Annotated in this window: 21 protein-coding genes; 5 read left to right on the forward strand and 16 right to left on the reverse strand. The window is 61.5% G+C overall.

Annotated elements, in window-relative coordinates; all coding sequences use genetic code 11:
* Positions 1 to 163: 163 nt before the first annotated feature.
* Together ACYZTW_RS31210 and ACYZTW_RS31215 are read left to right on the forward strand one after the other, a co-directional pair.
* The gene (locus tag ACYZTW_RS31210) at positions 164 to 1570 is read left to right on the forward strand and encodes an adenosylmethionine--8-amino-7-oxononanoate transaminase (RefSeq protein WP_462003075.1); all 1407 of its coding nucleotides are present in this window, start codon (positions 164 to 166) and stop codon (positions 1568 to 1570) included.
* Between the two features lie 147 nt (positions 1571 to 1717).
* Entirely contained in the window at positions 1718 to 2437 is a 720-nt protein-coding gene (locus ACYZTW_RS31215) for a 16S rRNA (uracil(1498)-N(3))-methyltransferase (RefSeq protein ID WP_462003076.1), read from the forward strand.
* A gap of 85 nt (positions 2438 to 2522) precedes the next feature.
* Here ACYZTW_RS31215 and ACYZTW_RS31220 read toward each other — a convergent pair whose 3' ends face one another.
* The 3 genes from ACYZTW_RS31220 to ACYZTW_RS31230 are packed head-to-tail and all read right to left on the reverse strand — an operon-like array spanning position 2523 to position 5063.
* Complete coding sequence (locus ACYZTW_RS31220; protein ID WP_462003077.1) at positions 2523 to 3425, reverse strand: transporter substrate-binding domain-containing protein; 903 nt, start codon at positions 3423 to 3425, stop codon at positions 2523 to 2525.
* A 27-nt stretch (positions 3426 to 3452) separates the two neighbouring features.
* Positions 3453 to 3803 carry a RidA family protein gene (locus tag ACYZTW_RS31225; protein ID WP_462003078.1) on the reverse strand — a complete coding sequence of 117 codons (351 nt, stop codon included), beginning with the start codon at positions 3801 to 3803 and terminating at the stop codon, positions 3453 to 3455.
* Positions 3804 to 3821: 18 nt separating this feature from the next.
* Positions 3822 to 5063 (reverse strand): D-amino acid dehydrogenase, encoded by a 1242-nt coding sequence (locus tag ACYZTW_RS31230; RefSeq protein WP_462003079.1) that lies wholly within the window; start codon positions 5061 to 5063, stop codon positions 3822 to 3824.
* A gap of 107 nt (positions 5064 to 5170) precedes the next feature.
* Here ACYZTW_RS31230 and ACYZTW_RS31235 point away from each other — a divergent pair, with 107 nt between their 5' ends.
* Positions 5171 to 6133: a LysR family transcriptional regulator gene (locus tag ACYZTW_RS31235; RefSeq protein WP_462003080.1), complete on the forward strand. Its 963-nt coding sequence runs from the start codon at positions 5171 to 5173 to the stop codon at positions 6131 to 6133.
* Positions 6134 to 6206: 73 nt separating this feature from the next.
* Here the strand turns inward: ACYZTW_RS31235 and trhA are convergent, their stop codons facing one another.
* A complete protein-coding gene (trhA, locus tag ACYZTW_RS31240) occupies positions 6207 to 6824 on the reverse strand; it encodes a PAQR family membrane homeostasis protein TrhA (protein WP_282483202.1) in 618 nt (205 codons plus the stop codon).
* Positions 6825 to 6962: 138 nt separating this feature from the next.
* Between trhA and ACYZTW_RS31245 the strand changes: the two genes are divergently transcribed.
* Entirely contained in the window at positions 6963 to 7883 is a 921-nt protein-coding gene (locus tag ACYZTW_RS31245; protein WP_462003081.1) for a LysR family transcriptional regulator, read from the forward strand.
* Between the two features lie 185 nt (positions 7884 to 8068).
* Here ACYZTW_RS31245 and madM read toward each other — a convergent pair whose 3' ends face one another.
* The 9 genes from madM to mdcA form a co-directional block, all read right to left on the reverse strand.
* Positions 8069 to 8833: a malonate transporter subunit MadM gene (madM, locus tag ACYZTW_RS31250; protein ID WP_462003082.1), complete on the reverse strand. Its 765-nt coding sequence runs from the start codon at positions 8831 to 8833 to the stop codon at positions 8069 to 8071.
* Between the two features lies 1 nt (position 8834).
* Entirely contained in the window at positions 8835 to 9251 is a 417-nt protein-coding gene (madL, locus tag ACYZTW_RS31255) for a malonate transporter subunit MadL (RefSeq protein ID WP_462003083.1), read from the reverse strand.
* 65 nt (positions 9252 to 9316) lie between these two features.
* Complete coding sequence (gene mdcH, locus ACYZTW_RS31260) at positions 9317 to 10228, reverse strand: malonate decarboxylase subunit epsilon (protein ID WP_462003084.1); 912 nt, start codon at positions 10226 to 10228, stop codon at positions 9317 to 9319.
* Positions 10225 to 10845, reverse strand: a complete 621-nt coding sequence (locus ACYZTW_RS31265) for a malonate decarboxylase holo-ACP synthase (RefSeq protein WP_462003085.1) — start codon at positions 10843 to 10845, stop codon at positions 10225 to 10227. The genes mdcH and ACYZTW_RS31265 overlap by 4 nt, the downstream gene beginning before the upstream one ends.
* Positions 10839 to 11642: a biotin-independent malonate decarboxylase subunit gamma gene (gene mdcE / locus ACYZTW_RS31270; protein WP_462003086.1), complete on the reverse strand. Its 804-nt coding sequence runs from the start codon at positions 11640 to 11642 to the stop codon at positions 10839 to 10841. The genes ACYZTW_RS31265 and mdcE overlap by 7 nt, the downstream gene beginning before the upstream one ends.
* Positions 11639 to 12490 (reverse strand): biotin-independent malonate decarboxylase subunit beta, encoded by an 852-nt coding sequence (locus ACYZTW_RS31275; protein WP_462003087.1) that lies wholly within the window; start codon positions 12488 to 12490, stop codon positions 11639 to 11641. The genes mdcE and ACYZTW_RS31275 overlap by 4 nt, the downstream gene beginning before the upstream one ends.
* Positions 12483 to 12782 (reverse strand): malonate decarboxylase subunit delta, encoded by a 300-nt coding sequence (locus ACYZTW_RS31280; RefSeq protein ID WP_008026217.1) that lies wholly within the window; start codon positions 12780 to 12782, stop codon positions 12483 to 12485. Before ACYZTW_RS31280 ends, ACYZTW_RS31275 begins: the two co-directional genes overlap by 8 nt.
* Entirely contained in the window at positions 12782 to 13657 is an 876-nt protein-coding gene (locus ACYZTW_RS31285) for a triphosphoribosyl-dephospho-CoA synthase (protein ID WP_462003088.1), read from the reverse strand. Before ACYZTW_RS31285 ends, ACYZTW_RS31280 begins: the two co-directional genes overlap by 1 nt.
* Positions 13657 to 15327, reverse strand: a complete 1671-nt coding sequence (gene mdcA / locus ACYZTW_RS31290) for a malonate decarboxylase subunit alpha (protein WP_462003089.1) — start codon at positions 15325 to 15327, stop codon at positions 13657 to 13659. Before mdcA ends, ACYZTW_RS31285 begins: the two co-directional genes overlap by 1 nt.
* Positions 15328 to 16092: 765 nt before the next feature.
* Here mdcA and ACYZTW_RS31295 point away from each other — a divergent pair.
* The gene (locus ACYZTW_RS31295; RefSeq protein WP_462003090.1) at positions 16093 to 16479 is read left to right on the forward strand and encodes a DUF6124 family protein; all 387 of its coding nucleotides are present in this window, start codon (positions 16093 to 16095) and stop codon (positions 16477 to 16479) included.
* 114 nt (positions 16480 to 16593) lie between these two features.
* On the opposite strand, the gene ACYZTW_RS31300 is transcribed toward ACYZTW_RS31295, so the two are convergent.
* The 3 genes from ACYZTW_RS31300 to ACYZTW_RS31310 are packed head-to-tail and all read right to left on the reverse strand — an operon-like array spanning position 16594 to position 25043.
* Positions 16594 to 17049: a chemotaxis protein CheW gene (locus ACYZTW_RS31300; protein WP_283182021.1), complete on the reverse strand. Its 456-nt coding sequence runs from the start codon at positions 17047 to 17049 to the stop codon at positions 16594 to 16596.
* Positions 17042 to 22948: an Hpt domain-containing protein gene (locus ACYZTW_RS31305; protein WP_462003091.1), complete on the reverse strand. Its 5907-nt coding sequence runs from the start codon at positions 22946 to 22948 to the stop codon at positions 17042 to 17044. Before ACYZTW_RS31305 ends, ACYZTW_RS31300 begins: the two co-directional genes overlap by 8 nt.
* A gap of 37 nt (positions 22949 to 22985) precedes the next feature.
* Positions 22986 to 25043, reverse strand: coding sequence for a methyl-accepting chemotaxis protein (locus ACYZTW_RS31310; protein ID WP_347802091.1), 2058 nt, complete (start codon positions 25041 to 25043; stop codon positions 22986 to 22988).
* Positions 25044 to 25169 lie beyond the last annotated feature (126 nt).

Here is a 25169-nt window from a genome sequence, read left to right on the forward strand (position 1 = left end):
AACCGCGAAGAATACGTCAGCCATCAAAAGGCCGCCAGCGACGTCTATCCGCCTATACAAAGTAGCTCAATCCACACAATAGGTTGTCCCCAGGCGATGCATTGCATAGGCTTGCGCGATTGTTTACCCGCCTACACTGCGGGTAGCCTCGAGGAGACAGAAAATGGGCCTGAATAAACAGTGGATGGAACGCGATCTCGCGGTGTTGTGGCATCCCTGCACCCAGATGAAAGACCACGAACAGCTGCCGCTGATCCCGATCAAGCGCGGTGAAGGCGTCTGGCTGGAAGACTTCGAAGGCAAACGCTACCTCGACGCCGTCAGCTCCTGGTGGGTCAACGTGTTTGGTCACGCCAACCCGCGGATCAACCAGCGCATCAAGGACCAGGTCGATCAGTTGGAACATGTGATTCTGGCCGGTTTCAGCCATCAACCCGTGATCGAGTTGTCCGAGCGCCTGGTGAAGATGACACCGGAAGGTCTGACCCGATGCTTCTACGCCGATAACGGTTCGTCCTGCATCGAAGTCGCGCTGAAAATGAGCTTTCACTACTGGCTCAACCGCGGACAACCGAACAAGAAGCGCTTTGTCACCCTGACCAACAGTTACCACGGCGAGACCATGGCAGCGATGTCGGTGGGCGACGTGCCGCTGTTCACCGAAACCTACAAGGCGCTGCTGCTGGACACCATCAAGGTGCCGAGCCCCGATTGCTACCATCGCCCCGAGGGCATGAGCTGGGAAGAACATTCGCGCACTATGTTCGCCGCCATGGAACAAACCCTGGCCGACAATCACGACACTGTCGCGGCAGTCATCGTCGAGCCGCTGATCCAGGGCGCCGGCGGCATGCGCATGTACCACCCGGTGTACCTGAAACTGCTGCGCGAAGCCTGCGACCGCTATGGCGTGCACTTGATCCACGACGAAATTGCCGTCGGCTTCGGCCGCACCGGGACGATGTTCGCCTGCGAACAAGCCGGCATACGCCCGGACTTCCTCTGCCTGTCCAAGGCCCTGACCGGCGGTTATCTGCCGCTGGCGGCCTGTGTGACGACCGAAGATGTCTACAGCGCGTTCTACGACGACTACCCGACCCTGCGCGCCTTCCTGCATTCCCACAGCTACACCGGCAATCCCCTGGCGTGTGCAGCAGCATTGGCGACGCTGGATATCTTCGAAGAAGACAACGTCATCGAGAATAACAAGGCCCTGGCTCAGCGCATGGCCAGCGCCACCGCGCATCTGGCCGATCACCCGAACGTGTCGGAAGTGCGCCAGACCGGCATGGTGCTGGCCATCGAGATGGTCAAGGACAAGGCCACCAAGGAAGCTTATCCGTGGCAGGAACGTCGCGGTTTGAAAGTGTTCCAGCACGCGTTGGAGCGTGGTGCTTTACTTCGACCGTTGGGCAGCGTGGTGTACTTCCTGCCGCCGTACGTGATCACGCCTGAGCAGATCGACTTTCTGGCCGAAGTGGCCAGCGAAGGCATCGACATCGCGACTCGTGACAGCGTCAGTGTGTCGGTGCCGAAGGACTTTCATCCCGGTTTCCGCGATCCGGGCTAAAGCTTGTGGCGAGGGGATTTATCCCCGTTGGACTGCGCAGCAGTCCCATTTTTGGGGCCGCTTCGCAGCCCGACGGGGATAAATCCCCTCGCCACACATAGTCAGCAGCCACAAAAGCAACTCCGATCCAATTTTTTGAGACCCAGCATGAGACTGTCCCGCTTCTTTATCGACGCCCCCTTGAGCACCGGCGAACACGAGTTGCCCGAGGCCCAGGCCCATTACATCAGTCGCGTGCTGCGCATGGCCGAGGGTGATGCGCTGCAACTGTTCGACGGTTCGGGCCAGGAGTTTCGCGCCACGCTGGTGGAGGTCGGCAAGAAGCGTGTCGTCGTGCAGATCGATGAAAGCTTCGCCGGGCAGGTTGAGTCGCCCTTGCAGATCCATCTCGGCCAGGGCTTGTCCCGTGGCGAGCGGATGGATTGGGCGATTCAGAAAGCCACTGAACTGGGCGTCACTGAAATCACCCCGATCTTCAGCGACCGCTGTGAAGTGCGGCTGAAGGACGAGCGTGCCGACAAACGCCTGATGCACTGGCGCCAAGTGGCGATCAGCGCGTGCGAGCAATGCGGGCGTTCACGGGTGCCGGTGATTCACCCGCCGCTTTTGCTGGCGGAATGGTTGAAGCAGACCCAGGCAGAATTGAAGTTGGTGCTGCATCCGGTGGCCGAGCCACTGGTGAGTCATGCCAAACCCGGGACCTTGGCGTTTTTGATCGGGCCTGAAGGCGGGTTGTCGGAGGCTGAAGTGGATCAGGCCAAAGGGGCTGGTTTTCACGCCGCACGGCTTGGGCCAAGGGTATTGCGGACTGAGACCGCGCCGGTGGTGGCGTTGGCGGTTGCCCAACAGCTTTGGGGTGATTTCTAAGACTTAAAAGATCGCAGCCTTCGGCAGCTCCTACAGGGATCGTATTCCAATTGTAGGAGCTGCCGCAGGCTGCGATCTTTTGATCTTATTGCACCGGATCACTCACCGGTTTGGCGATGATCGCTTTCAGCTCGCTGGTCATCGGAAATTCCAGGTTCAGGCCTTTGGGCGGAATCGGTTGTTCGAACCAGCGCCGGTAGATGCCGTTGATCTCGCCCGAGCTGTACAGATCGGCGAGGGTCGAGTTCACCAGCTCGAGAAACTGCGGGTCGCCCTTGCGCACCATGCAGCTGTAGATTTCCCGCGATTGCTCCTCACCCACCACGACCCAGTTATGCGGATCGCGGGCCTTGGCGCGTTCGCCGTAGAGCAACGCGTCGTCCATATAGAACGCCGCCGCCCGACCTGACTGCAACATCTGGAACGCTTCGCCGTGGTCCTTGGCACTGATCACGAACATATCGATCTTGTTATCGACGTTGTAGCTCTTCAGAAACCGTTCGTTGGTGGTGCCCGCGGTGGTCACGACGTTCTTGCCGCGCAGGTCGGCGAAGCTCTTTATGCCGCTGTCCTTCGCCGTGAGCAACTGACCCTTCACGTAGATGAACCCGTAGGAAAACGCCACTTGCTGCATGCGCTCAGCGGTCACGCCGGTGGAGCCACACTCAAGGTCGACCGTGCCGTTCTGCACCAGCGGAATGCGCGTTTGTGAGGTCACCAGGTTGTACTTCACCTGCAGATCCGGCAGTTCAAGCTTTTGCTTGATGCGCTCGACAATCTTGCTCGCCAGGTCCACCGAATAGCCCATCGGCTGCCCCGTATGATCACCCACATAGGAGAACGGCACCGACGCGTCGCGATAGCCCAGCGTGATGCTCTTGGCATTGGCGACCTTGTTCAGCGTGCCGGTCAGCGGCGCTTCATTGGCCTGGACCTGGCTGGCGAGCAGCAAGCCGAGTGTGCAGCCGATCAACGTGATTTTTTGCATTGTTATTCTCCGTTGTGGGTAAGGCGATTAGCGGCGGGCGGCGATCACGGTCATTTCCACTAAAACCTCTGGACGGGCCAGCGGCGCCTGCAAGGTGGTGCGGGTCGGCGCCTTGCCCGGTGACAACCACTGCGACCAGACCTCGTTCATGGCGGCAAAGTCGCGGCCAATGTCGTTCAGGTAAATGGTCGCGTTGAGCAGATGATCCTTGTCGCTGCCAGCTTCGGCCAACAACGCATCGATTTTCGCCAGCACCTCGGCGGTTTGGCCGGTGACGTCGGGGCTGTCACCCGGAACCTGTCCCGAGAGAAACACCAGATCGCCAAAGGTCACCGCGCCAGAGAGTCGGCTGTTGCTGTTGATACGGTTGATGCTCATCGGTTTTTCCTTTTCAAGTCAGGCGACGCGCGGGGCGAGGCCCTGCATTTCGATTGAAGGTGTGCGCCGGGCGATCAATTCGCTAAGCAACCGGGCGCTGCCACAGGCCAGGGTAAAACCCAAGGCGCCATGGCCGAGGTTGAGCCAGAGATTGCGGTACGCAGTGGCCCCAATCAACGGCACGCCGCTGGGGGTGGCCGGGCGCATGCCGGCCCATTCGATGGCGGCGTCGTAATCGCCGGCATTCGGTAAAGTTTCCTGCGCCTGACGCTTGATCAGCGCCAGACGTTTTGGGTCGAGTGCCGGGTCGAAACCGACAATGTCGACCATCGCCGCCACGCGCAGTTGATCACCGATGCGGGCGTAAACGATCTTGCGGTTGTAATCGGTGATGCTCAGGTCCGGCGCGCGGTGTTCGGCGCGGATGGGCAAGGTCAGGCTGTAGCCCTTGAGCGGATACAGCGGCAGGTTCATTCCGGGCAGCGCCAGCGCCGGACTGCGATGACCGGCGGCAATCACCAGTTGTTCGACCGGCAGCACCTGCGAACCCATTTCTACGGCCTGCACCGCGCCGTCCACGTGGCGAATGCCGGTGACCTTGCGGCCGAGCAAAAACTCGCAACGCCCCGACGCCTGGAGTCGAGCCAGCAGTTGCTGGCAGAAAGCATGGCAATCGGCGACCTCTTCGTCGGGGGTATAAATCGCGCCCACAAACGGCGCCTCGGCGAGTGCAGGCTCCAACTGTGCGCATTCGGCCCGCGACAGCACGTGCTGCTGTTGCGGATCAGCCAGGCCATGGCGAGCGTGTTCGAAACTGGCGGCTTCACGAAACGTCACCAGTTTGCCGTTGCGCCGCCAGTCGAAACCGTCGAGGCGGTCTTCTTCGCGCCAGCCTTGCAGCGTGGACTGACTCAGCAGCGCCAGACGCAGCAGGTGCGCGCCGTTGCGCTGATTCACTGAACGACGGCAGGCCGCCAGGAAGGACGCCATCCAGCGCCATTGCGCCGGGTCCAGGCGCGGACGCAGCTTCAACGGCGAGTCACCGCGCAACATCCAGCCAAGCGCCTGCAACGGTACGCCGGCATCGGCCAGTGGCGCGACGTAACGGTAGGACAACTGGCCACCGTTGGCGAAACTGGTCTCGCTGCCCAGCGAATCCCGGGCCTCGATCAGCGTCACGTCGATGCCGTCGCGAACCAGGGCGTATGCCGTCGTTAGCCCGATGACGCCGCCACCGATGATGCAAACCCGCTGAGCCATGTCTGTCCTTAACCGTTGTTGAAACAGGCTTCAGGTTAGGACCAGGTGACAGCCGTTGAACAATGCATAAAGATGCCTGACCCATAAACAAAGGTTATGGACTTGCCATGCGACTGCGACACATCGAGATTTTCCAGGCCATTCGCCAGACCGGTTCGGTCAGTGGCGCCGCACAGTTGCTGCACGTATCGCAGCCGGCGGTGAGCAAAGTGCTGCAACACGCCGAACAGCAACTGGGCTTTCCGTTGTTCCTGCGGGTGCGCGGTAAATTGCAGGCGACGCCCGAAGCGCTGGAGCTTGAGCGCGAGGTCGACAAGGTCACCGAAAGCCTGCAAGGCGTGCGACGTCTGGCCCAGAGCCTGCGTCGCGAGCCGGGTCACAGCGTACGGATCGGCGCGATCCCGGCGCTGGCCCTGTCGCTGCTGCCGCCAGCCATCAACGAGTGGACGCAACGCTACCCGGACATCGTCTGCGAACTGTCCAGCGCCCACAGCCGTGAGCTGATGCAGAATTTGTTGATGCGTGAAGTGGATGTGGCGCTGACCTTGCAGCCGCCGGATCATCCGGGCCTGAAGGCGCAGGTGTTGGCCTGCGGGGTTTTGGTGGCGCTGGCGCCGTTGGGCTATTGGACCGACGACGCCTTGAGCCAACCGTTGCCGTTAAGCGAACTGGCGGGTGCGCCGCTGATCGGCCTGTCCAGCGCCGACCCGTTGGCAGCCAGACTCGACAGCTACCTTGAGGCGGTCGATCCTCCACCACGGGTACGCATCGCCGTGCAGACCTATTCGCTGGCGCGGGCGATGGTGGAATCCGGTGCCGGGCTGGCGGTGATCGATCCGTTTACCGCGCTCGGCGCGTCCCCCGCCACCACGGCGATTCGACCGCTGGCGCCAGCTCTACCGATCACCCTGTACGCGGTGACCCGCGCCGACGAACCGCCGCCCCACACCCTGAGCGACTTGTTGCAGGTGTTCAGCCGACGGGCGCAGGCACAACTGGATCACCTGTGTCCCTGTGGGAGCGAGCCTGCTCGCGAAAGCGTCAGGTCAGCCGACATCATCGCTGACTGATCCACCGCATTCGTCGGAACGCCGCCCGGAGCCGGCTCGCTCCCACAGGTTTTTCAAATAGCGGCAGTGCGATCTACAAGACATAAAACAGAATCGCCACGAAGTGCAGCAAACTCCCGGCAATCACGAACAGATGCCAGATCCCGTGGGCATGGCGCAGGCGATGATCGAGGGCAAAAAAGACAATGCCCACGGTGTACAGCACGCCGCCCGACGCCAGCCAGGCGAAACCTGTACTGCCCAACGCCGCCAGTAACGGTTTGACCGCCACCAGCACGATCCAGCCCATCACCGCGTAGATCACGATCGACAGAATCCGCGCCTCCGAACGCGGCTTGATCTCTTGCAGGATGCCGATCAGCGCCAACCCCCAGACAATCCCGAACAGCGTCCAGCCCCACGGCCCACGTAGCGTCACGAGACAGAATGGCGTGTAGCTGCCGGCAATCAGCAGGTAGATCGAAAAGTGATCGACCTTCTGCATGATCGCTTTCTTGCGCCCACGCACGCTGTGATACACGGTCGACGCGCTGTAGAGCACCAGCAAGGTGAACCCGTAAATCGCCACGCTGACGATCTTCCATGGGCTGCCGTCCATGCCGGCGATCACCAGCATCCACACCACCCCGACAACCGCTGCCACCGCCCCGACCAAATGCGTCCAGGCGTTCAATCTTTCCCCGTGATACATGCGTTGCTCACCTCAAGATTCGTTGCAACATCGCGTAAGGCTCAGGCCTGAAGGTTAAAAGCGCAATGTTTCAGAACACACCCCCCCCAAGACCCCACATACGTGCACAATCGAGCCATTCCAAAAAGAGTCTGCATCATGCTGATCGATGAAGAGTTGACCCTGAAAAAACTCGAGGTGTTCCTGGCCTTCATGCGCACCGGCAACCTGGCCCGGGCCGCCGCCGAATTGCAGACCAGCAACGTCAGCGTGCACCGGGCGATTCATTCCCTGGAAAGCGCCCTGCGCTGCCCGCTGTTCAAGCACGAAGGCCGCAATCTCACGCCGCTGGAGAGCGCTTATGTGCTGGAAGAACGGGCGCAGAAGTTGATTCAGGACGTGGTCGAAACCGTGCGACTGACCCGCGAAGCGGCCGGGTACTCCGCCGAGCGCTTCAAGCTCGGCTCGCTGTATTCGCTGACGGTGAAGACAGTGCCGCAGCTGATCATGGGCCTGAAGATCCGTCGCAGCGAGCTCAACATCGACCTGATCCTCGGCTCGAACTTCGACCTGCTGTACAAGCTCAAGAACATGGAAGTCGACGCGATCCTGGTGTCGCTGGACGAGAGCGTCAACGACCCGGACTGCGAGCAGATTCAGCTGTTTTCCGACGACATCTTTCTCGCCACACCGGCGGATTCAAAGTTTGCCCAACGGACCGAAGTCGACCTTGCCGAAGTGCGCGATGAGACATTCATTACCCTGACCCAGGGCTTTGCCACGCATCAGGACGGTAATCGGGTGTTCAAGCAGGCGGGGTTCGAGCCGAAGGTGGCGATGCAGGTCAACGACATCTTCACCCTGCTGAGCATGGTCAGCTCGGGCGTGGGTTATGCGTTGCTGCCGGGGCGGATTGCGGCGGTGTATGAAAACCGGGTGAAGCTGATTCCGCTGCAGGAAAAGTATCGGTTGCAGCAGCACATCGGGGTGGTGTTTTTGAAGGCCAAGGAGCGGGATCCGAATCTGTTGGCGTTGTTGGCTGAGTGTCGGATGTATGCCAATCGCAATGCTGCGGTGTGACTAAGAACCACCCCTCACCCCAGCCCTCTCCCAAGAGGGGAGAGGGGGAAAGGGAGCAGATTGGGGGCCTTTCAAGACCTGAGTTCGACTCGGGATTTTCAGGTCGCTGTATTCAGCACAAACACCTCGGTCAGTCCCCTCGCCCCCTTGGGGAGAGGGTGAGGGTGAGGGGTGGTTCTTGACCTTTACCCCACAATCCCACGAACAATGAAGTACAACAACGACGGCCCAAGCAAGCACCCAAGCCCGGTGTGGAACGTCGCGGTCAACGCGCCATAAGGCACCAACCGCCGATCCGTCGCCGCCAACCCGGCCGTCACACCGCTGACAGTGCCAGCCAACCCACCAAACACCATCGCCGAGCGCGGGTTATCCAGCCCCATCCAGCGCGCCGCCATCGGTGTGCCAACCATCACCAGAATCGCCTTGATCAACCCGGTGGCAATCGACAACGCCACCACATCCGAACTCGCGCCAATTGCCGCCCCGGTCACCGGCCCGACGATGTACGTCACCGCGCCAGCACCGATGGTGGTCATGCTGATCGCATCGCGGTAACCGAACGCCCAGGCCATGCTTGCGCCGACAATGAATGGCAGGATCGTGCCCAGCAGCAGCGCAATCACACCGATCAAACCGGCCTTTTTCGCTTCGGTGGCTTGCACTTCGAATGCCGTGGCGACGATCGCAAAGTCCCGCAGCATGGCGCCGCCCATCAGACCGATGCCGGAAAACAGCGTAAGGTCCGCCAGACCTTTTTGCCCGCCCGTCATGGTGCCGCCGACCCAGGCCAGTACCAACCCGATGACGATGGCAATCGCCGAGCCGTGAATCCGTCCGAACGTCAGGCGCTTGGACAACACCACCGACACCCACATGATCACGCCGATAAAGGCAAACGCGGTGATTAGACTGTTATTTGTCAGGCCCTTCTGGATGAGTTCCCACATATCAGCGGCCTCCTACTGGGGTGCCGACCGGTGTGATGTCCACCGGTTCATCGGGCAACGGTTCGCCTTTGTGCGTCCGGCTGATCAAGGCAATGGTGCAGCCGCAAATCACTACCGAACCGATGGCCGCCAGCACCGCCACCGGGCCACCGTGGAGGGCGGCGACGACGTTCTGTTGCGCGGCCATCGCGACCACCACCGGAATGTACATCGCGCCCCAGAAACCGACGCCCATCTCGCAGTCCTTGGTCATGCCGCCGCGCTTTTGCATCCACAACCGCGCGCAGATCAATAGGATCATCGCGATCCCGACGCCGCCGACGTTTGATTTCACGCCCAGCAACACGCCGAGCATGTCTCCCAGGATCACCCCTGCCAGCGTACAAATCGCCAACAGCGCCACACCGTAAATAATCATTGTTGTCGTCCTCAAAGTGCATCGTCGAATGTTGTTTTTGTTGTTCGAAGGCCTGAGTCGGTGTTCTAGGGTTGGCGACGTCCCTCCTCAAGTAACAGCGCCTGCAAGGTATCGAGCCGCGCACCGTCGAAGGCAATCACGGTGCCCTGCTCGAACACCCGGCGCGCCAGCCCGGTCAGCACCGCACCGGGCGGCAGTTCGATCTGTAGACGTACGCCGCGCTCGTAGGCGCTTTGTACCGTGCCGCGCCAATCCACCACGCGGCACATGTTGAAGGCCAGGTCGTCGCGCAAGGCTTCAGTGTTGATGACGGGCCGGGCGCGACTGCCGCTCAGATAGCCCAGCGTCGGTGTTTTCAGCTGCACCTTGGCGAAGGCTTCGGCCAAAGTTTTCGCAGGTGTTTCCAGCAGCGGGCAATGGGACGGCACGCTGACGGCTAGACGTTTAGTCAGGCCTGCACCGCGACCTTTCGCCAACGCGGCGACCGCTTTCATCGCGCCATCGCTGCCAGCAATGACCACTTGGTTATCGGCGTTGATGTTGGCCAGGTAAACCGGTGAATCGGCGCTGTGAACCTGTTCCAGCAAACCCTCAACAGCGGCGAGATCCAGCCCCATGATCGCGGTCATGCCGTAACCCTGTGGATAAGCCTGCTGCATCAATTCACCGCGCAGGCTGACCAGATGCAGCGCATCGCTGAAGCTCAAAGCGCCGGCGACCACCGCTGCCGGATAGGCGCCGATGGACAATCCCGCCACGTAATCCGCCGTCATTAACAACTGGCGGGAAGCCGCGACGCCGGCAATCAACAGGCAAAGCTGAACAGCCCTTGTCGACTTCAGCGCCTCGGCAGAATCCAGCAGCAATGTATCTTCGCCAAGCACTTCACTCGCCTCGATCACCGTCTCGCGAAGCAAACGATGGAGCATGCCCGGCTGCTGCGCGCCCTGGCCGGGGAACACCAGCAAGCTGCTCACGCTGCTTGCTCCTGTGGATTCCACGGATCAATAACCAGAACAGCCTGGCTCGCATTTTTCAGCAAAACCCGGCGTGCAGAGCCGGCCCATTCGCGCAAGGCGACTGCACCGAATGGCGTCTGCAACTGCATGTCCACCTGGCAGACAGCCGCATCGAGAAGCTTCACCAGTGCCTGCGCCCGCACACGATCCAACGGCTGCGGTGTACGCAGGATCAAGTCAAGATCGCTGCCCTCATGCAATGCCTGAAAACCGCTGGCCAATTCAAACCCGGCGCTGCCGCTGACACCCCACACCCAACCACTGGCGTCGAGGATCGGCTGCAGTTGATTGAGGGCGCGCACTGCCGGCAAATCCCGATCGATCGAGACATGACAAAGCGCTTCCGGCCGTACTTGACGCTGGATCGCATCGATCGCCATCGACGTTGCATACCGCTGCTCACGCAAGCGTCCACGCACGCCGACCGCGATGTGATCCGCCGCGCTCAACGCACGCCGAACCACCACCGGTTGACCCGCACTGATCGACTCGATCACCCACGAAGGTGCATCCGCAGGCAACTGCTCCGGGGTCAGCCCCCAGAGCAGGTCGTGGGCCAGAAGTGTGTTCACCACTGCGCTCTCAACAGTTGGCGAACCTGGCTCGACGCCGCACGGTTGGTCGCGCCCAAGCGGCTACTCAGGTCGCGCCCTTTCGCGGCGACATCGCCGATTGCCTGGTTCAGGCATTCAGTCACGCGCGACAGATCCGCTGCCGTCGGCTGCTCGATCTGTTCCACCGACAAGGTTTCCCAGAGCAACCCAAGGCTCGCGTAACTGTCGATGTCATACGCCATCGGCGGCACGCTGGCGGCCAGCGCTTCGAGTTCTTCAACACTGCGCAAGGTCACCCGCGCGGCCGAAGCCTTGCCCATCGCGTGAACCATCACGCCCGGATCGCGCAGGGCGATCAGCCGATTGGCCTGATACCCGTGAGCGAGAAACGCCCCGGACATCGCCTTGCCCACCAGCAAACCGATCACGGCATGGCCGGCCAGTCGGGCGCGGGCATAACTGTCTGCTGCGCCGGCCAAGGCCTGATGAATGCCGAGTGCTTCTTCGCGCCGACCGTAAGCCTGACTCGGCACATCGACGATGGCGATCAAGGCGCGTTTCTGTGGTTTATCCAGATCCGCTGCGATGACTTCATCCACAGCCTTCGCCAAGCCCCAACCTTCCAGCAGACCGACCTCGCCATTGCGGGCGCGGACGAAGCGGTTGTCGGGATCAGCCACCACGGCGATAAAGCGAACGGGCTGGTCACCCAATACACCGTCGGCGACCTTCAATGAAGCGGGCAAACCTTCAACCGGTTTCGCGCCCGCACTCAAGGCGTTGAACCAGTTCAAACCTCTCAGGGAATACGAACTCATGAGCGCTCTCCTTGATACAGATCGCGAACCGTTGACGGCTCGATTTGCGGCTCGGCGTCCAGACGGGCCAACCGTTGCAGGAACAGCTCGGCCTGACGGCTGCGTTGTAGCGCAGGCATACCTTGCTTGAGCAATTCGCCGACCTGCTGCTGAACCTGTGCCACGTCGTCATCGACAAAACGATCCACCAAACCACTGGCGAAACGTTGCTCGCCACCGGTCAGGCTCCAGATGAAGGGACGATCACGGGAGTCGTATTCCTCAAGCCCGGCTTCCTGTTCGATCACTTGCGGACCGTTCAGGCCAAGCCGCGCTTCCTGAGTCACCAGCAAATAGCTGCACAACCCGGCAGCAATCGACATCCCGCCAAAGCAGCCAACGGTGCCGGCCACGACGCCGATCACTGGCTGGTACTGGCGCAGATCGACAATCGCCGCATGAATATCAGCAATCGCCGCCAGCCCGAGGTTGGCCTCCTGCAAACGCACGCCACCGGTTTCCAGCAGCAACACGGCGCGCGTGGGAATGCCATTGCGGTTGTCTTCGGCCGCCAGTTCCAGCGCACCGGCAATCTTCGCCCCGCCGACTTCGCCGAGGCTGCCACCCTGAAACGCACCTTCGATGGCGGCGATCACCACCGGAAAACCACCGATGCTGCCCTTGGCGATCACCACACCGTCATCGGCTTGCGGCACCACGCCCTGGCGCGAGAGCCACGGCGACATGACGCGTTGAAACGGGTCGAGCAATTCGCGGAAGGTGCCGGCGTCGAGCAAGGCCTTGGCACGTTGCCGGGCGCCGAGTTCGACGAAGCTGTGTTTGTCGAGGAGCGCTGCATTGTCAGTCATGGCCGATCTCCTCAAAACCTTGTTCCAGCCGCAAGCGCACCACACCCGGCGTTGCGCCGAAATCGTGGATATCGATGGCCATCGCGGGTGGAGTCTGACCGTCGAACATCCGCGCGAACAGATGCTGCCAGCGTTGTTCGGCGCCGTTGACCGAGGTCTGCACTTTGATCGTCAGCTTGCCGGCCTGACCCGGTTCGATCAGCACTTCCAGATCGCCCGAGCCGACACAGCCCACCAGCGTCCGGCCGCGTGGCGGCTGTCCGGCGGGGAATTCAAAAGATAAGGTTTCCATCAAAAAGCTCCCTGGATGATGCCGTCAGCCGACTCGATGCGGTCGATGAACAGGCAGGCTGCGAGCAAGTCCGCAGCGCCGCCGGGCGAGGCATTCAACGCGATTAGTTGTTGGTCCAGCGCATGCAAACGGCGGCGACCGGCGAGGCTGGCGCTGCCGCCGGCGTCGAGCACGGCTTGGGCGCCGAGTTGCATGGTCTGCAGGCCTTGTTCGCCCGCGCGGTAGAGCACGCAAGTGTCGGCAAGCGCCGCCATGATCGCCAGCAAGGCATCGAGCCGGGCATTCTGCTCGCCATGACCGGCGGCGCGGCTGCTCTTGAGTTGTGGCAGCGCGCGTTGAATGACAGCAGGGAACCCGAGTTGCGCTTCTTCACGGGCACCTCGGGCGCCGTAACGCTGGGCAACTTGCGCGCCGTGGCTCAGAGGACGCGGCGCGTAACGGTCGTCGAGCAAGGCCAGGCGTGCGGCGCGCAAGGTAATGGCGCCTGCGCCAGTGGATTCAGGTTCCAGCGCAGTCGCCGCGACCAACAGACCCAAGGCCCAGATGGCGCCGCGATGGGTATTCACGCCGCCCGTGGTGGCGAGCATCACTTCCTCGCCTTCACGACCGATCAGGCCAATGGCTTCGCGCAGCGGTAAACCGACTTCGCCGAACTCGATGGCGGCCTCCGCCATTTCCTTGAACGCCGGCCACAGGGATAGCGCCGAGGCGTGCATCAGCCCCAAGTGTAAATCGGTGTGAGCGCCATTGCCGCGACGGTCGACCAGCGCCGGTTTTGGCGACAGGTCCGCTTCGTCGATCAGCGCGTCCACGGCCAGATCCGCCAGCCGCTCAGCCAGGGACAGGGATTTCGGTTGCAGGTTAAATGCGTGCATTACCAGCTCCTGAACTTGGCGGGCGGGTTGTAGAGGCCACCGGACCACTCCACCAGATCAGCCACGCTTTTAGCCGCCAGCAGTTCGCGGGTGGCGTCGGTGCGGCGGATGCCGAGGTCTTCGGGCAAGGCGATCAGGCCTTCGCGGCGCATGCGCGCGGTGTCTTTCGGGTTGTGGCGAAGGCCGATGACGGTCACCCCGGCCACAGCGGCGATCATCGCCTGGCGCTCTTCCAGCGAACGCGCCTTGTACAAATAGGCGATGCCTTCTTCGGTCAGCAGGTGAGTCACGTCGTCGCCGTAGACCATGATCGGCGCCAGCGGCATGCCGCTTTTCTTTGCCACGTCTATCGCGTCGAGGGTTTCGACGAAGGTGGGTTTGCCGCCCTCCTGGAAGGTCTCGACCATTTGCACCACGAGTTTTTTGCCCCGCTCCAGCAGTGCTTCGGGCGCATCGTCGTGACGCATGTCGAGCCAGGCCGGCGTGCCGTGACGGCGACCGCGCGGGTCGTGGCCCATGTTCGGCGCGCCACCGAAACCGGCCAGCCGTCCGCGCGTTACGGTGGAGGAATGGCCGTCGCCGTCGACTTGCAGCGTGGCGCCGATGAACAGGTCTACCGCGTATTGCCCGGCCAGTTGGCAGAACATTCGGTTGGAACGCAGAGAGCCGTCGCGCCCGGTAAAGAACACGTCGGGCCGCGCGGCGATGTAGTTTTCCATGCCCAATTCGGTGCCGAAGCAATGCACGCTTTCGACCCAGCCACTTTCGATGGCAGGGATCAGGGTTGGATGGGGGTTGAGGGTCCAGTTACGGCAAATTTTGCCCTTCAGGCCGAGGGATTCGCCGTAGGTCGGCAGGATCAATTCGATGGCAGCGGTGTTGAAACCGATGCCGTGGTTCAGGGACTGGACGTTGTGTTTTTCGTAGATCCCGCGGATCGCCATCATCGCCATCAACACATGCACAGGCTTGATGTGCCGCGGGTCGCGGGTGAACAGCGGTTCGATGTAAAACGGCTTGTCGGCCACCACCACAAAGTCGACCCAGGAGGCCGGGATGTCGACGCGAGGCAAGTCGCTGACGTCGTCCACCAACTGATTGACCTGAACAATGACAATGCCGTCGCTGAAGGCGGCTGGCTCGATCAATGCGGGGGTGTCTTCAGTGCTCGGGCCGGTGTAGATGTTGCCGGCGCGGTCGGCCATGAAACCGGCCGAGAGCACGACGTTGGGAATCAGGTCCACCACCAGCCGAGCATAGAGTTCGATGTAGGTGTGAATCGCGCCGATTTCCAGCAGGCCGTCTTCCAGCAGCTGGCTGATTCGCAGGCTTTGGGTGCCAGCAAAGGAGAAGTCGAGCTTGCGGGCGATGCCGCGTTCAAACAGGTCCAGGTGTTCGGAGCGACCGACGCTGGGCATGATCATGTGCAGGTCATGCAGCTTCGCGGGATCAGCCTTGGCCAGGGAGCGGGACAGGAAATCCGCCTGCTTCTGGTTATTGCCCTCCAGCACCACACGGTCGCCGGGCAGAATCAAAGCCTCCAGCGCCGCAACGATTTTATCGGTGGGCAACACCACACCATCGGCGAGACCCCGTACCAGCTCGAGACGCCGCTGCTTTTCGCTGCGCCGCCGCGTCCATCGCGAGTCGGGGGATATTGTTGTTGTCATGACCACTCCACGGGTTCGCTGTCGTGGGAGTCACCTTAGGAGTGTTGGGTGGGGGCATCAATCAAGCAGAGCGGTGGATTGTTACGGTCAGGGTAATGGTTTGAGATCGCCCCCCTCACCCTAGCCCTCTCCCCAAGGGGTAGAGGGGACTGACCGAGGTGTTCTTGGAGCTACATCGACCTGAAATATCGAGTCGAACTCAGGCTTTGAAAAGCATGGAGATCTGCTCCCTTTCCCCCTCTCCCCTGGGGAGAGGGCTGGGGTGAGGGGTGGATTTCGAACACACCTAGTTTTTGTGTTGAAACATCTGTCCTGAGCAAGCTCCACAGCAATCATCGACAAGTCCCAAAAAAGGACCAATCAGTCCCTTTTTGGGACTCTTCAGCCCTCGCCAGCCAAATGGGGATTTGTGTTTAAAAGTTTCTCCGCAGGAAGGGTGAGCGGCTACGCAGCCTGGCGTCGCTGCCTACAGCAATGCCGGAACCCGCCGACTGGCAGGCTTTTGCGCCGACCTTTATCGTTTACGGGTCGCTGCAAATTCAGCGATAGGGGCTGGAAACCCCATAAGTAACGGGGCGCAAAAGCGTCCTTCATAACGTATGCTTGCGCACTTTTATTGTGTGCACTCCGTTATGGCGGCTGTGCGCGGGAGACTTAACTGTCTGCCGGGTTTCTCCGTTACCCCGGGTTTCCAGCCGCGTACAGCTGCCACCTATTCGCTTGGAAACCGAATAGGTCAGCTTCAACCCAGCACGGAGACTCACTATGTTCAAAGCTACTCCCAACCCCCCGGAATCCGACACCGATTCCCAAGAATCCCTCGAAGCCGAGAAATTCAAGGAAGCCGCCGACCGCGCCTTCTCCCATTACTTCCCGCCACCCCACGAAAAACCGGCCAAGCGCCGTAAATACCACCTCTTCGCCGTTGCCCCGGGTGTCGACGATCCCGAGGCTCTGCTGGCCAATGCTTCCGAAGACTTGCTGTCCATCAGCGCGATTGCTGCTGACTTGGCGGACGATGTCGAAGGCTCACGCCGCTCTGTAGCCTTGGCGATCAGCCGTTTGACGGACGGTGTGCAGTTATTGGTGGAGCGGACGCTGGATCACTATGAGGCGTTGCAGATGCAGTTGCGGGATCAAGCCAAGGTTTAGCCGTCAGGTTTGAGGTGAATTGACGGCCGCCATCGCGAGCAGGCTCGCTCCCACAGGGGTTTTGTGTACGACGCAGATCCAATGTGGGAGCGAGCCTGCTCGCGAAGGGGCCCGTCAGGTCAATCCGGCATTCACAAGCAACTCCTCCAGCGCCAACAAATCCGGCACCTTGGCCACTTGCTCCCCCACCTGCACCGCCGCCTGTTCCAGTGAACACAACGGCACATCCACATAACTCAACTGACTGTCGAGCTTGTACGACCGTGGAATCCCCTGCACCAGCAAGGCGATGAATTTCAAATCGGGCCGCCCACCGAGAGCATTGAGGATGACAATCCGCGCCCGCTCACCGATAACGATTTTCTGCCCACACGCCGACTCAAAACTCAGCAACGGAATCTGCCGGTTCCGCCACATTACCCGCCCGAGGTACCACGGCGGCGTGTCGAGGTCGAAGGCGCTGGGTTGGTAATCGATAAGCTCCGCCACAGCGACGTTGGGCAGGATCAGGTTGCGATCGGCCAGGGGCAACAGCAGCCCGGTGAGGTTGCTGGTGCGATGCTCAAGCATGGGTTTTGCTCCACAGGGCGATGCTTTCGAGCAGCACCGTTTCCTGGTATGGCTTGCCGAGGTAGTCGTTGACGCCGATGGCCATGGCACGGTCGCGGTGTTTCTGCCCGGTGCGGGAAGTGATCATGATGATCGGCAGGTGCTGCAGACGTTCGTCGGCGCGTACCTGGGTCGCGACTTCGAAGCCGTCCATGCGCGGCATTTCGATGTCCAGCAGCATCAGGTCAGGCATGTGTTCTTCAAGCAACAGCATGGCATCGACACCGTCCTTGGCGGTCAGCACGTTCATGCCGTGGCGTTCCAGCAGACGGCTGGTGACCTTGCGCACCGTCACCGAGTCATCGACCACCAACACCAGCAATGGCTTGTGCGGCTCGATCTCCGCCTCCTGAGTCACTGACTGTTGCGGCACACGGGCCTGCATCGCGCGGATCGGCGCCAGCAAATCGAGAATCAGCACCACCCGCCCATCGCCGAGAATCGTGGCTCCGGACAAACCCTGCACCGCCGCAAATTGCGGGCCGAGGCTTTTGACCACGATCTCGCGAGTGCCGGCCATGGAGTCCACTTGCACAGCGATGTGACGCTCGTTGCACTGCACCAGCAACACCGGCAGCGGTAGGCTCTGGCCCAGCAGTTTCGGGCGGTGGCTGGTTTTCAGCAGTTCGCCGAGGTAGCACAACTCATAGTGTTGCCCGGCGTATTTATAGGTCGGCGGATCGAGCCGGTAATGCCCTTCAAGTTCGTTGGGCAGCACGCGAACGATGCCGTCGATGGTGTTCAGCGGGATCGCGTACTGATCATCAAAGCACTGCACCATCAGCGCCCGGTTGACCGACACGGTAAACGGCAGGCGAATGCGAAAGTGCACGCCCTGCCCCGGCACAGAGTCGATGCTCATGCTGCCGCCGAGCTGCCGGACCTCTTCATGCACCACGTCCATGCCGACGCCGCGCCCGGAAATCTGGGTGATTTTCTCGGCGGTGGAGAACCCCGGTTGCAGGATGAATTGCAGCACGTCGCGGTCGCTGATGTCGCTGTCCGGGGCCAGCAACCCGCGTTTGATCGCCTTGCGCCGCACTGCATCCAGCGGCACACCGGCCCCGTCGTCGCGGATGTCGAAAATGATGTCGCCGCCCTCCCGCGACAGGTCGAGGGTGATTCGACCCTGAGCCGGTTTACCCGCCGCGATACGCACCTCGGCGGATTCCAGGCCATGATCCACGGCATTTCGCAGCATGTGTTCCAACGGCGCGGCCATGCGTTCGAGGACGTTGCGGTCCATCTCGCCTTCGGCATTGCCGACGATGAATTCCACATCCTTGCCCAGTTCGCCGGAGACCTGACGGACGATCCGCTTCAAGCGTGGCAACATCCGCTCGAACGGCACCATGCGTGTGCGCATCAGGCCTTCCTGCAATTCGGTGTTGATGCGGCCCTGCTGTTGCAGAAGGTTTTCCGCGTCCTGATTGCGTCGGTCGAGGGTTTCCTTGAGGTCGAGCAAGTCGGAGGCGGACTCGAACAGCGCGCGTGACAGTTGCTGCAACTGTGAGTGGCGATCCATTTCCAGCGGATCGAATTCTTCGTAGCCCAGGCGTTCGGCTTCGACTTGCTGGCGGCTGAGAATCCGCCCCTGGGTTTCCGTGTCGAGCCGGCGCAATTGGTCGCGCATGCGCTCGATGGTGGTGTCCATCTCGCTCAGGGTCACCCGCGCATCATTGACCTGTTGTTCGATCCGACCACGGAAGATCGACGTTTCGCCGGCCAGGTTGACCAGGTCGTCGAGCAGTTCTGCCGAGACCTTGACCATGTCCGCGCCAGCATCGGGTTGCGGTGCGGGCGTCTCGACTTTCGGCGTCGCGGGCACCACGACCGGTGCCGGTGTTTCGGGCACTGCCGGATGACTGAAATTCTTGATCGCGTCGATCAGTTGATCGGCGGGTGGCAAAGGCTGACCGGCACGAGTCGCGTCGAGCATCTGTGCCAGTCGGTCGTGGCTGCTTTGCAACAAGCCGAACAAAGCGGCGGTGGGTTGCAGCACGCCAGCCGACAGGCCTTCGTAGAGGAATTCCAGCTCATGGGCGAGGTCGCCAATCGGCGCGATTTCCACCATCCGCGCGCCACCCTTGAGGGTGTGCAGGTCACGCAGCAGGGTTTCCACTTCCTGACGATTCGAAGGCTCGGCCTGCCAGCGCACCAACGCCGCGCCGGAGTTTTCGATGATGTCGAAACCTTCCTCGAGGAAGATGTCCAGAAGCTCCGGATCATGTCCCGGAGAATCCTCGGACCGCGCCGGTTCGACTGCCTCAGCAGCGCTGGCATTGCCCTGGCGAAACTCGCGAATGGCCTCGATCAGCTCACCCGGATCGCCCAATGGCTGCTGGTTTTGCAACTGATCAAGCAGCTGTGCGAGTCGGTCATGGCTGTGTTGCAGCAGGTGCGCCAAGGCTTCGCTGTAGGCGTAACGGCGGTCCACCAGCCCTTCGTAAAGGCTTTCCAGTTCATGAGCCAGTTCACCGACCGGCTCGACCTCAGCCATCCGCGCGCCACCCTTGAGGGTGTGCAAATCTCGCTGTAACGACAACAACGGCGCGGAGTTGTCCGGGTCACTCAGCCAGCGCTGCAACGCCTGGCCGGCGCTTTCGAGGATATCCATCGCCTCTTCGAGGAAGATCGAAACGATCTCATCGTCCAGCTCAACCTGGGTCGCGGTCTGTTCCAGTTCGGCCGTGGCACTGCCCAGTTCCCGAATGCTCAACGTGCGGCTGCCATCGCTGCGAATCAGCCCCATCGCCGACGGGTCAAGGCTCTCATCGAGCAGTCCGCGCAAGGCCCGGATGCGTTCCGGTTGCGGGCTGACTTCCTGGCCGGCGGCCAGTTCGTCGAGCATGTTGATCAGCGCTTCGTGGGCACTTTGCGCCTCATGGAAAAACGCCTCGCTGACCGCCAGGCTGCTTTCTTCCACCGCACCGTAGAGATCGAGCAAGGCTTCGCAGAGTTCATCCACCGGATGCAGATCAGCCAGGTGGGCGCCTTCGCCGAGGGTGGTCAACTCATCCAGCAATGCGCTGAGTTCCTGACGCTCGCCGGGATGTTGCTGCCAGCGTTGCAACAGGCTTTCGGCGTCCAGCAGGATGTCCATGCCTTGCGCGAGGAAGCTATTGATCAGTTGCGGATCGCGCTTGATGCGCAACCTGGTATTCGGTGCACTCAGGAGCGTTTCCAGACGCTCGGCCAGCAACGCCTGGGTTCGCTCGATCAACGAACGGGCACCAGGAATTTCCGCCAGCGGGTCGGCTTTGAGCTGACGCAACCCGAGACGGAACAAGCCTTCGGCTTCCAGTAACAGTTCGACTTCGTCCAGGTCCAGGGCGATCAGGTGCGCCTTGTACTCCCGGGCCAGTTGATCCAGCGGTGTCGCCAGCTCGGCGATCGGCAATACGCCAGCCATGGAGGCGCTGCCCTTGAGGGTGTGCAGCGCACGCTGCAACTCGTCGCTGGCCTGCAATGGCACGTGCTCGGCGGCTTGATCGAGGAAACGGTTGAGGCTGCCCAAATGGGTTTCGGCTTCGTTGCGGAAGATCTCAAGCAGCAGCGGATCGAGGGCGGCGACGTCCTGTGCGTCCTCGTCGGGTATCGGCTCATTGCCCTTGGCCAAGGCGTGGGCGCGTGCGGCCAATTGGTCGACATCGTTGCGCTGGCGCTGGGCATGGTTGGCAAACTCGGCCACCAGTTCCGGCAGCAGATTCAGCGCATCGCCCAGCAGTTGTTGCACCGCCGGCCCCGGCGGAACGCTGCGTTCCAATACGCGATTGAGCAGGTTTTCCACCGCCCAGGCCAGTTCGCCCAGCACCAAAGCGCGGACCATCCGGCCACTGCCCTTGAGCGTATGGAAGGCCCGGCGCAGTTCGCTCAGGGCCGACTTACTCTCGGGATCGGCCGACCAGCGCGGCAGGTACTCCCGGAGGACTTCCAGGACTTCATCGGTTTCTTCGAGGAAGACTTCCCGCAGCTCATCGTCCACCGGTTCTTCACCGGTGGGTGGCGGTAACAGGCTTCCCGGGGTGGTCAGGGCGGGCGGGTTGACGGAGGACACGGGGCTGGCCAACACATCGGCCAGTGACTGGACGGTCTCAGGGTCGTCCAGTTCCTGCAAATCCTGCATGACCTGCGCTTCACTCGGGCTGAGCACATCTTCAAGCACCGGCACCTGCTGCTCGCTGGGAAAAAAGCCGAGTGCGGCCAGGCTTTTTTCCGCGACGTCGAGCAACTTTTCGCCCGGCGCTTCGGGGTCGTCGCTGAGGCGCTCCAGGTAATACTCGATGCTGGTGACGACGTCGGCCAGGCTGTCCAGTTCCTGCCAGCCGGGGTGATCCGGATCCAGCAGCAGGTGCTCGCGGATGAAGTGGTTGCACGTTTCGATCAGGCTCGCCGCACGGCTCAACGGAATCATCGCCAGCGCACCGCGCACCTGGGTCAGCAAGGCCGGCAATGGCTGCAAGTGCTGGCGGTCCCAGTCGGCGTCGATGTAGTCGACGATCATGTCCTTGGCCTGTTGCAGGCAGATGCGCGCTTCCTTGATCACGATCTGATGGATCTGTGTCAGGTCGGTGGTCGGCAGGCGGCTTTCTTCCTGGCTTTCCGGCTCGACGGTGCCGACCATGCCAGCAAGGGTCGCTTCGACGTAGAGCAAGGCACCGGCGACGTCCATCAGGATCGCGTCGTTGGGCTCACGCTGGCCCTGGGCGAGGCTCAACACCACCGCCAGTTGATCGATGATGACCTTGCGTGGCTGGCCAAAACCGAGCACCGCCAGGGTGTCGGCGATTTGCCGCAGTGGCGCCAGCAGGCTTTCGAGGTCCGAGGTGTGTTGGCGGTCGCTGCGCACGAACAGGTCCAGGCGCTCCTTGACCCGCACCAGCTCTTCACACAATGCGGCCAGCACCGAGCGCATGGCATCGCGGTCGGGGCCGACCAGCCGTGCCCGTTCTTCGTCGACCATCGCGCTGTCAGGTAGCGCGTCGTCCAGTCCGTAGCGATCTTTCATGGTCAGCATCTGCCCGGTGGGATGTTCGGCCTTGGCAATGTAGAACAGCAAACTCTTGAGCAACTCCAGCGGCGCTGGCTGATTGATTCCGGGCATGCCCTGTTCGAGCAGGCGCTTCAGTTCTTTGTCGGCCTCCTTAAACAGACTGCGCAACGCCGGACTGTTAGCGATCGAGCCGCTGTGTATACCTTCGACCAGCGCCGAGGCAACTTGCCACAACGGGCTCAGGGGCGCATTGCCGCACAGGCCTTCGAGACGCGTAAAAACTCTGGTCAGATAATCGAGGTTGGTTTCGCCGTCCTGCTCACGCAGCAATCCGACCAGGGCCATCTGCAACATCTGCCGCAACTTGCGCAACACGTTCGGTAAATCCGCCGGCTCCAGCAGCGCCAGCGACTCTTTGTCCAGGGGCGGCAGGTCCGGCAATTGCGGTGTGAACAGGCTGGTTTCCGACAACAGGCTTTCGCCACGGGCGCTGCGCAGATCGTTGATCAGCGGCAGCACCACCAGCGGCAGATCGCGACGGGCGCCTTGCACCCGGTCGAGGTAAATCGGCAGCTGCCCAAGGGCTTGCAGCAACAGGTGGAGCGCCTCATCGCGATGACTGACGCGGTTCTGCTGCAAGGCGGTGGTCAGCTGTTCCATCTCCTCGGCGAGCAGCGCCGCGCCGTAGAACTCGACCATCTGCAAACTGCCGTGAACCTGATGGACGCATGCCAGGCATTCACTGAGGGCGTGTGTCGCCTGCGGGTCATCAAGCTGGGTTTCGATGGCCTGATGAGCCACTTTCAGCGTTTCGGCAATTTCGCCTTTGACCCACTCGAGGGCCACATAGTCGTGCCGATCACCCATAACCACTCCACTCATCATTCGCACGCCTCAAGGCGCATCACACTTTATCCGCAGCCGCAGCCTTCGCGGCCGGCAAGGTGAAACCGGACACCGAACGCCGCAGCTGGCTGGCCATTTTCGCCAGGTTGCCAATGCTCTCGGCGGTGGCGGTGGAGCCGGACGAGGTCTGCGTAGTGATCTGCTGGATCACGTTCATCGTCAGGGAAATCTGACCGGCCGAAGACGTCTGTTGCTGCGCCGCATTGGAAATACTCTGGATCAACGCGGCGAGGGTCTTCGACACGCCTTCGATTTCTTCCAGGGCCACTCCGGCATCCTGCGCCAGACGCGCGCCACGCACCACTTCGGTGGTGGTCTGTTCCATGGAAATCACCGCTTCGTTGGTGTCGGTCTGAATCGCCCGCACCAGGGTTTCGATCTGCCGGGTGGCAGCGGACGAGCGCTCGGCCAGCCGCTGGACTTCATCGGCGACCACCGCAAAACCGCGCCCGGCATCACCGGCCATGGAAGCCTGAATCGCCGCGTTGAGCGCAAGGATGTTGGTCTGGTCGGCAATGTCATCGATCAGGCTGACTATGTCGCCGATTTCCTGAGAAGACTCGCCGAGACGTTTGATGCGTTTGGCGGTGTCCTGAATTTGCTCGCGAATATTGTCCATGCCGTGGATGGTGTTGTGCACCACCTCATTGCCCTTGTTGGCGATTTCCACCGAACGCTCGGCGACCGCCGACGATTCGGCGGCGTTGGCCGAGACCTGATCGATGGACTGGGCCATGTCGTTGATCGCGGTGGAAGCTTCGGCAATCTGCTGCGCCTGATGCTCCGAAGCCTGCGCCAGGTGCATGGCGGTGGCCTGGGTTTCCTGCACGGCGGCAGCGACCTGGCCAGCGGTGAGGTTGATGGTCGCCACCAGATCGCGCAGTTGGTCCACGGAGTAGTTGATCGAGTCGGCGATGGTCCCGGTGAAGTCTTCGGTCACCGAGGCGGTCACGGTCAGGTCGCCGTCCGCCAGGTCTTCGATCTCGTCGAGCAGGCGCATGATTGCGTTCTGATTACGCTCGTTCTTCTCGGCCGTTTCACGCAGCTGACGATTGGTTTCACGGACCATCACCAGGCCAATGAGGATGATCGACATCAGTGCCAACAGCCCCAGCACGTAGCCGCCAATGGTGTCGGTGTTGCGCCCGCCGGCCAGGTTTTCGAAACCGCCGGCCAAGTGCGAGGCTTCCTCGAGCAGGGTCTGCGACAGGGTAAAAATATTGGTCGCCGATTCGCGGACCTTGAACAGCTCCGGCGAGGTTTCGAGGATTTCATCCACCGAACCCGAGACGAATTCGAACAGCTCGGAAATCTCGATCAACCGCGCACGAGCGTCGCGGTCTTCAACCTGGCTGACTTTCAGTGACGGATTGCCCTGGAGCATGCCGTTGAGCACCTGGCCGAATCGCGCAGCATCACGACCGAAGGCGTCGGCGGCCTGCTGCGAATTTTCATCACCGGACAGCACGGTGTTCACCGCACCGAGAATCCGCTCAGCCAATAACGACTGGCGCTGGGCCATGGCTACCTGCGCGGCCGGGGCACCGCGCTGGAGGAGAGTTTCGACGACTTTTTCGTACTCGACCTGCAACTGCGGCACGGTTTCGGCCAGGGTCGCGGCGACTTGATGCAGCGACAGCACGGTCTGTTCGCTGGAGAGGATCGCGTCGGTGTTTTTCAGCAAGCGTTCCCAGTCCAGTTGCACGGCACGCATTTCCGGGCGCACGGTGGACGGCGCCGGCGGCAGGCCGGTGGCGGGATCACCTTTCTTCAGATAGCCCCAGCGTTGGGCAAAGTCATTGCGCGCATCGCTCAGCAGTTTGAACGCCGCAGCCTTGCCGGCAGCGGCTTCAGTGGCGTTCTTGGCAATGCGCTGGGACAGCACGCGCAGCTCACCGGCGTGGCCGATGTACTGTTTGTCGTACGTGGCCTGGGTGTTGAGGTACGCGAAGTTGGCGAACAGCAGCATGATGAAGACGATCAGCGCGATGAACAGCGCGATGATCTGAGACCGGCTGCGTGACCCTTCTGGCTTGCCTGTTTTTGCTTTTATCATCGGTCCTCGCCTGTTAGCCAACCTTTAGAACCCACCGAAGATCCCTTGTGGGAGCGAGCCTGCTCGCGAAAGCGGTGTGTCAGTCGACATCAATGTTGAATGAGCAATCGCTTTCGCGAGCAGGCT

Source organism: Pseudomonas sp. LB3P25 (genome assembly GCF_054897985.1).

What these genes read in the sequence shown, in the direction of transcription:
- ACYZTW_RS31210 (WP_462003075.1), top strand. Translation starts at nt 164, where the DNA reads ATGGGCCTGAATAAACAGTGGATGGAACGCGATCTCGCGGTGTTGTGG.
- ACYZTW_RS31215 (WP_462003076.1), top strand. Translation starts at nt 1,718, where the DNA reads ATGAGACTGTCCCGCTTCTTTATCGACGCCCCCTTGAGCACCGGCGAA.
- ACYZTW_RS31220 (WP_462003077.1), bottom strand. Translation starts at nt 3,425, where the DNA reads ATGCAAAAAATCACGTTGATCGGCTGCACACTCGGCTTGCTGCTCGCC.
- ACYZTW_RS31225 (WP_462003078.1), bottom strand. Translation starts at nt 3,803, where the DNA reads ATGAGCATCAACCGTATCAACAGCAACAGCCGACTCTCTGGCGCGGTG.
- ACYZTW_RS31230 (WP_462003079.1), bottom strand. Translation starts at nt 5,063, where the DNA reads ATGGCTCAGCGGGTTTGCATCATCGGTGGCGGCGTCATCGGGCTAACG.
- ACYZTW_RS31235 (WP_462003080.1), top strand. Translation starts at nt 5,171, where the DNA reads ATGCGACTGCGACACATCGAGATTTTCCAGGCCATTCGCCAGACCGGT.
- trhA (WP_282483202.1), bottom strand. Translation starts at nt 6,824, where the DNA reads ATGTATCACGGGGAAAGATTGAACGCCTGGACGCATTTGGTCGGGGCG.
- ACYZTW_RS31245 (WP_462003081.1), top strand. Translation starts at nt 6,963, where the DNA reads ATGCTGATCGATGAAGAGTTGACCCTGAAAAAACTCGAGGTGTTCCTG.
- madM (WP_462003082.1), bottom strand. Translation starts at nt 8,833, where the DNA reads ATGTGGGAACTCATCCAGAAGGGCCTGACAAATAACAGTCTAATCACC.
- madL (WP_462003083.1), bottom strand. Translation starts at nt 9,251, where the DNA reads ATGATTATTTACGGTGTGGCGCTGTTGGCGATTTGTACGCTGGCAGGG.
- mdcE (WP_462003086.1), bottom strand. Translation starts at nt 11,642, where the DNA reads ATGAGTTCGTATTCCCTGAGAGGTTTGAACTGGTTCAACGCCTTGAGT.
- ACYZTW_RS31275 (WP_462003087.1), bottom strand. Translation starts at nt 12,490, where the DNA reads ATGACTGACAATGCAGCGCTCCTCGACAAACACAGCTTCGTCGAACTC.
- ACYZTW_RS31280 (WP_008026217.1), bottom strand. Translation starts at nt 12,782, where the DNA reads ATGGAAACCTTATCTTTTGAATTCCCCGCCGGACAGCCGCCACGCGGC.
- ACYZTW_RS31285 (WP_462003088.1), bottom strand. Translation starts at nt 13,657, where the DNA reads ATGCACGCATTTAACCTGCAACCGAAATCCCTGTCCCTGGCTGAGCGG.
- mdcA (WP_462003089.1), bottom strand. Translation starts at nt 15,327, where the DNA reads ATGACAACAACAATATCCCCCGACTCGCGATGGACGCGGCGGCGCAGC.
- ACYZTW_RS31295 (WP_462003090.1), top strand. Translation starts at nt 16,093, where the DNA reads ATGTTCAAAGCTACTCCCAACCCCCCGGAATCCGACACCGATTCCCAA.
- ACYZTW_RS31300 (WP_283182021.1), bottom strand. Translation starts at nt 17,049, where the DNA reads ATGCTTGAGCATCGCACCAGCAACCTCACCGGGCTGCTGTTGCCCCTG.
- ACYZTW_RS31305 (WP_462003091.1), bottom strand. Translation starts at nt 22,948, where the DNA reads ATGGGTGATCGGCACGACTATGTGGCCCTCGAGTGGGTCAAAGGCGAA.
- ACYZTW_RS31310 (WP_347802091.1), bottom strand. Translation starts at nt 25,043, where the DNA reads ATGATAAAAGCAAAAACAGGCAAGCCAGAAGGGTCACGCAGCCGGTCT.